The 6,109-nt window shown below is 74.8% G+C and carries 1 protein-coding gene; it reads left to right on the plus strand.

Annotation, left to right across the window (positions count from 1 at the left end):
- Positions 1-6,109: SDR family NAD(P)-dependent oxidoreductase (locus I4J89_RS48850; RefSeq protein WP_196421067.1), on the plus strand; the 6,109-nt coding region annotated here is incomplete at both ends.

Raw genomic sequence — 6,109 nt, forward strand, 5'->3', positions numbered from 1 at the left:
CGCGACTGGACCCCACTCACCGGACCCGACGGCCGGCCCCTACCCCGCCGCGCCGCCATCTCCGGCTTCGGCTACGGCGGCGTCAACGCCCACCTCATCCTCGAAGAACCCCCACCCACCACACCCCCACCGACCACCAACGGCCCCCACGTCATCACCCTCTCCGCCAAAACCCCCGAAGCACTCACGGTCGCCGCGGGCCGGCTCGCCGAGCACCTCGCCACCGAACGCCCGGCGCTCCAAGATGTGGCGTACACCCTGCGCGTGGGGCGCGAGCCGATGCCCGAGCGGATGGCCGTGACGGCGCGGGATGTCGACGAGGCACGGACCGCCCTGGCCGCCTTCGCGGCCGGCGATCCGCTGGAGGACGACGCCGGCACGAAGCTGGACTGGTCTGGCGCAGACCAGGGCGGTCACCGGCGCGTCCCTTTGCCCACCTACCCGTTCAGCGGCGAGCGGTACTGGGGTGCCGACATCCCGCTCCCGCCGCCGGCCGAGGTGGACGAGGCGGAACCGCCCGCCCCGACGCTGATGCAGCGCGTCTGGGAACCGGCCAGCGCGCGCCCCGCCGCTGCCGAGGCTTCCGACGCCACGGTGGTGATCGCCGGTGACGAGCGGCTCGCCGAGGCCTTCCGGACTGCCGTGATCGTGACACCGGGCGAGCGGTACCAGCGGTCTGGCCGGTTCATCGAGGCCGATCTGCGTGACCCCGGGCACCTGCGCCGGCTCGCTGACGACCTGGGCTCGCTCGGTGCCCGGCTCGACGTCGTCCATCTCCGGGGGTCGGACCCGGCATCGGCACCCGACGATCCGGTGGACGACGTCCTGCTGCCGCTGGCCGGCCTGCTCCGCGCACTTCTGGGTGTGACCGCCCTGGAACGCCTGCGTCTGCTGTACATCCACGCCACCGGGCCGGACGAGGCCGCGGTCACCGCGGTGCTGCGCACGCTTGCCCAGGAGGACAGCCGTTTCACCGGCCGGCGGCTCGAACTGGCCGCGCCCTCCGGCGGAATCAAGCCGGACCGGCTGCCCGCCGTCTGCCGGGACGAACTCGCCGCGCCGGACACCGTGGAGATCCGGTACGTGGACGGTGTCCGCCACCGCCGCCGGCTCCGTCCGGCCGGAGCCGGGTCCGAACCCGTCCCGGCCGTGCGTCCGGGTGCGGCGTACCTGATCACCGGCGGTGCCGGAGGGCTCGGCCGCGCCTTCGCCGACCACCTGCTGGCCCAGGGAGCCCGGGTCGTGCTGGCCGGCCGCTCGCCGGCCGGCGCCGAGTTGCGCGACTGGCTCGGCGCCCGGCGTGCCGTGACATACGTCCAGGCCGACGTGACGGACGAGGCGGACCTGCGGCGGCTCGTCGCGGCCGGCCGGGAACGGTTCGGCCCGCTGCACGGCGTGGTGCACGCCGCCGGGATGGTCCGGGACCGGCTGCTGCCGGACAAGACCGAACCGGAGATGAGGGCGGTCACGGCCGCGAAAGTGGCCGGCACCGTGCTGCTGGACCGGGTCACCGCCACCGAGCCACTGGACTTCTTCGTGGTGTTCTCCTCGCTGGCCGGTGTGCTGGGCAACGCCGGACAGGCCGACTACGCGTACGCGAACGCGTACCAGGCGGAATACCTGGCCCACCGGCAGGGCCCCGGCCGCAGTGCGGTCCTGCACTGGCCGCTGTGGGAGTCCGGCGGCATGACGGCGCCGGAGGGCGCCACGCGGCGGGCCCGCGAACGGTTCGGCAGCCACCCGCTGCCGACCGCGGAGGGGCTGCGGGTGTGGGACGACGTGCTGGCCGCCGGGCACGGTGAGGCGGTGGTCCTGTACGGCACCCGGCCGCTGCGCTGGCATGCCGAGCTGATGTACGACAGCCCTGGTCAGGCGGTCGCCGTGCAGGCCACGGACGTCGATCCCGGGCCTGTGGCGGCGCCTGCGCCGACCACCTCCGCACCGGCCGGCCACATGCTGGCGCTGGTCCGCGACGTGCTCGCCCGGCTGCTGCGGGTGGCCCCCGAGAGCCTGCCGGCCGACGCCGAACTGAACGATCTCGGCGTCGACTCGCTGCTGGTCCGCCGATTCAGCGACGAGCTGACCCGGCGGCTCGGCGCGGTGCCCACCACGCTGCTCTACGAGCACCGCACGCCGGCCGCGCTGGCCGCCCGCCTGGCCGAGACCCATGGCCACCGGCTCACCGGCCCGGCCGACCCGCCGGTGGCCGCGGAACCGGAGCCGCGTGTGAACGGGCACCGGGTGGCCGGGATGCTCAACTACACCCCGGCATCCGCGGACACCGCGGATCAGGAGCCGGTGGCGGTCATCGGCCTGAGCGGCCGCTACCCGCAGGCCGCCGACCTGGACGAGTTCTGGCGCAATCTGGCGGAGGGCCGGGACTGCGTCACCGAGGTGCCGAAGCAGCGCTGGGACGTCGACCGGTACTTCGACCCCGACCCGGCGCGGGCCGAGTACGGAACCACCTACTGCCGCTCCGGCGCGTTCCTCGACGGCGTCGACCGCTTCGATCCGCTCTTCTTCGGCATCTCCCCGCGCGAGGCGGAGAACATCGACCCGCAGGAACGGCTGTTCCTGCAAACCGCGTGGGCCACCTTCGAGGACGCCGGCTATCCGCGGCACCGGCTGAGGGAGCGCGGCGGGCGGGTCGGTGTGTTCGCCGGCGTCACCACGTACACGTACCTGTTGTGGGGCCCGGACCGGTGGGCCCGGGGAATCCCGGCCAACCCGCAGACCGCTCCGTGGTCGGTCGCCAACCGCGTCTCGTACGTCCTGGGCCTGCACGGGCCGAGCATGCCGGTCGACACGGCCTGCTCGGCCTCGCTGACCGCGGTCCACCTGGCCTGCGCCAGCATCCGGCGCGGCGAGTGCGAGATGGCGCTGGCCGGCGGCGTGAACCTGTACCTGCACCCGAGCCGGTTCAGCACCCTCAGCCAGGCCCGCATGCTGTCACCCACCGAGCGGTGCCGCAGCTTCGGCGCCGGAGCCGACGGGTTCGTGCCGGGCGAAGGCGTCGGCGCGGTACTGCTCAAGCCGCTCGCCGCGGCCGTCCGCGACGGCGACCGGATCCACGCCGTCATCCGGGGAAGCGCCGTCAACCACGCGGGTGCCACCCGCGGATTCACCGTGCCCGACCCGAACGTGCAGGCCGACGTCATCGGCGCCGCACTGCGCGACGGCGGCGTCGATCCCGCCACGGTCACGTTCGTGGAGGCGCACGGAACAGGCACCGAGCTGGGCGACCCGCTGGAGGTGGCGGGTCTGACCACCGCGTTCCGCCGCGGCACGGACGCTCACGGCTACTGCGGTCTCGGCTCGGCCAAGTCGTTGATCGGGCATCTGGAGGCGGCCGCCGGGATCGCCGGGCTCACCAAGGTGATCCTGCAGATGCGGCACCGCAGCCTCGCGCCCACCCTGCACTGCGACCCGCCCAACCCGGGCTTCGACCTCGCCGGCACCCCGTTCGTGCTGCAACGGTCGCTGTGTCCGTGGGAGCCGCCGCCGGGCACACCGCGCCGGGCCGGCGTCTCGTCCTTCGGTGCGGGCGGCGCCAACGCGCACGTCGTCGTCGAGGAGTGGGCGCCGGCGGTGCCGGACGAACCGAATCCGGCACCCGGGCCGGAGGTCGTGGTGCTGTCGGCCCGCACCGAGGAGCGACTGCGGGCGTACGCCGGCCGCCTGGCCGATCATCTGCGAGGGCTCGCCGCGGCCGAGCCGCCGGTTCCGGACGACGGGGTACGGTCGGCGGTCGCCGCGGTGCTGGGCCTGGAGCCGGACGAGGTCCCGGACGACGTGCCGCTCAGTGAGCTCGGCGCCGACCCGGTGGACTCGGCGGAGATCACCGGACAGCTGCGCGGCCGTTACGGCTGGGACGGCGCGGTCCGGCCCGCCGACACCCTCCGCGAGGTGGCCGGGCGGTGTCCGGGCGGCGCCCCGTCGATCCGGCTCGCCGACCTGGCGTACACGCTGCGGACCGGACGCGAGGCGATGGCCGAGCGGCTGGCGGTGGTCACCGCCGACCCGGCCGCGCTCACCGAGGCGCTGACCGGCTTCGCCGCCGGGGAGAACGGCGTCCCGGCCGGGGTGACGCTCTTCCACGGCGAGCGGAACACCACCGAACCCGGGGACGAGCCGGGCCGGATGGCCCGCGCCTGGGCGTCCGGGGCCGACGTCGACTGGCCGTCCCGGCCGGCGCGCCGGATCACGCTTCCCACCTATCCCTTCGCCGAGGTGCGCTGCTGGTTCGAGGCGGCCGGGTCGACGGAGACGACGTCGCGTCCCTTCGCCGAGGTGCGCTCCTGGTTCGAGGAGGCCGGTCCGGCGGAGACGACGTCGCGTACCGAGCTGACCGGCCAGGAGTTCACCCTCACCGACCACGTCGTCGCCGGCCGGCCCACCCTGCCGGCGGCCGCGCTGCTGGAGGTCGCCCGGCGTGCCGCTGAGTCGGCCGCCGGCGCGCCGGTGCGGCGCCTCCACGACGTCGTCCTCGCCCGTCCGGTGCAGGTCGACGGTGCGCCGGTCACCCTGCACACCACCGTGCGCGCCGCCGATGGACGCCTGCGCCTGCGATGGGGCACCGGCGACGGCGAACCGACGCCGCACGGCCGCCTCGACGCCGAGACCGGCGCCGCGCCGGTCCCGGACCGGATCGATCTGGAGGAGGTACGCGCACGCTGCCGGCGCCGCCACGACAGCGCGCCGTACTACGCGGCGTTCGAGGCGGCCGGGCTGCGCTACGGCCCGTCCTTCCAGACGATGCGGGAGCTCTGGTGCGGGCCGGGCGAGGTGCTGGCCCGCCTGGAACTCTCCGAGCAGCGGCGTGCCGACACCGGGTACGACCTGCATCCGGCGCTGCTCGACGGCGCTCTGCAAGCCGTGGCCGGGGCCGGGGACCAGCCGCCCGCACCGGGCGCCGCGCCGGTGTACGTGCCGTACGCGATCGCCGAGGTGATCCTGCTGGGTCCGACCCCGGAAACCGGGTACGCCCACGTCGTCGGAGCCGGCGAAACCGACGTGGAGCGGCGGTACGACATCCGCGTCACCGATGACCAGGGCGACGTCCGGGTCCTGATCCGCGGCCTGGCCCTGCGCGCCGTGCCGGCCGGTGCCCTGTTCTTCGCCGGCGAATGGGTCCCGGCGCCCGAACCAGCACCGGGTCCGGCGCCGATCCTGCTGCTCGACCACGACCACCGGCGGTCCGGTGCCGGAGTCGTGCTGGTGCGGCCCGGCGACCGGTATCGCCAGGTCGTCGCGGGCGCGGAGTACGAGGTGGACCCACGGTCGGTGGACGACTTCCGGCAGCTGCGGGACGACCTGGCCGCGCGGGGCGTCGAACCCGCGACGGTGCTGCACCTGTGGTCCCTGGCCGGTGGCCCCGGCGAACCGCTCGACTCGCTGCTCCCGCTCGTGAGGGCCTGGGGACGGTCCCGGACGCCCGTGCCGGTGGTGTACGCACATCCCGGCACGTCACCCGAGGAGACCGCGGTGGCCGGCTTCGCCCGCACGGTCCGGCAGGAACACCCGGCCGTGGCGCTCACCGCGGTACGGCTCGACGATGCGGCGGCCGCCGACCCCGGTCTCGTGCGCCGGCTGAGCGGTGAGGGCGAGGACGTGGAGGTGCGCTACACCGGCGTACGGCGTGAGGTTTTGCGCTGGCGCGAGGTCGACCCGCCGGCCGGCGGGACATTGCCCGAGGGACGGGTGTACCTGGTGACCGGTGGAGGGGGAGGGCTGGGCCGGTCGGTGGTCGAGCACCTCGTCGCCGGTGGGTCCCGCGTGATGGTGGCGGGCCGGTCCCAGCCGGACGACGCCTGGCTGGCGGAGCTCGGCTCGTCGGTGGCGTTCGTGCGGGCTGATGTGTCGGTGCGCTCCGATGTGTTCGCCGCGGTGGCGGCTGTTCGGGAGCGTTTCGGTCGGCTGGATGTCGTGGTGCATGCGGCGGGTGTGCTGCGTGACGGGTTGGTCGCCGGTAAGTCGGCTGAGGACGTGGCGGCCGTGTGTGGTCCGAAGGTGGCGGGGGCGCGGTGGCTGGATGAGGCGACGGCGGATCTGGACCTGGATGGGTTTGTGTTGTTCTCGTCGTTGGCGGGTGCGCTGGGCAATGTGGGTC

The sequence above is a fragment of the Actinoplanes aureus genome (assembly GCF_015704865.1).
GTDB lineage: Bacteria > Actinomycetota > Actinomycetes > Mycobacteriales > Micromonosporaceae > Actinoplanes > Actinoplanes aureus.